This is a genomic window from Campylobacter aviculae, assembly GCF_005406215.1.
In the GTDB taxonomy this organism is placed as follows: Bacteria; Campylobacterota; Campylobacteria; order Campylobacterales; family Campylobacteraceae; genus Campylobacter_D; species Campylobacter_D aviculae.
In genome coordinates, this window is record NZ_NXMA01000059.1 from 1 (window position 1) to 349 (window position 349).

1 protein-coding gene is annotated in these 349 nt (G+C 33.2%); it reads left to right on the forward strand.

Features of this window, described 5'->3' with window-relative positions:
• Positions 1 to 349: methyl-accepting chemotaxis protein (locus tag CQA76_RS08970; RefSeq protein WP_232364932.1), on the forward strand; the 349-nt coding region annotated here is incomplete at both ends.

Below are 349 nucleotides of genomic sequence, written 5' to 3' on the forward strand. Positions count from 1 at the left end.
TACAGGTATTATTGGAGATATTGCAGATCAAATCAATCTTTTAGCATTAAATGCTGCTATAGAAGCTGCACGTGCAGGAGAACACGGACGAGGATTTGCGGTTGTGGCTGATGAAGTTAGAAAACTAGCAGAAAGAACTCAAAAATCATTGAGTGAAATAGAAGCTAATACAAATTTATTAGTTCAATCTATCAATGATATGGCAGAATCTATTAAAGAACAAACTGCAGGTATCACTCAAATCAATGAAAGTGTAGCTACTATTGATCAAACCACTAAAGACAATGTAGAAATTGCTAATGAATCAGCTATCATTTCTAATACAGTTAGTGATATAGCTAATAATATC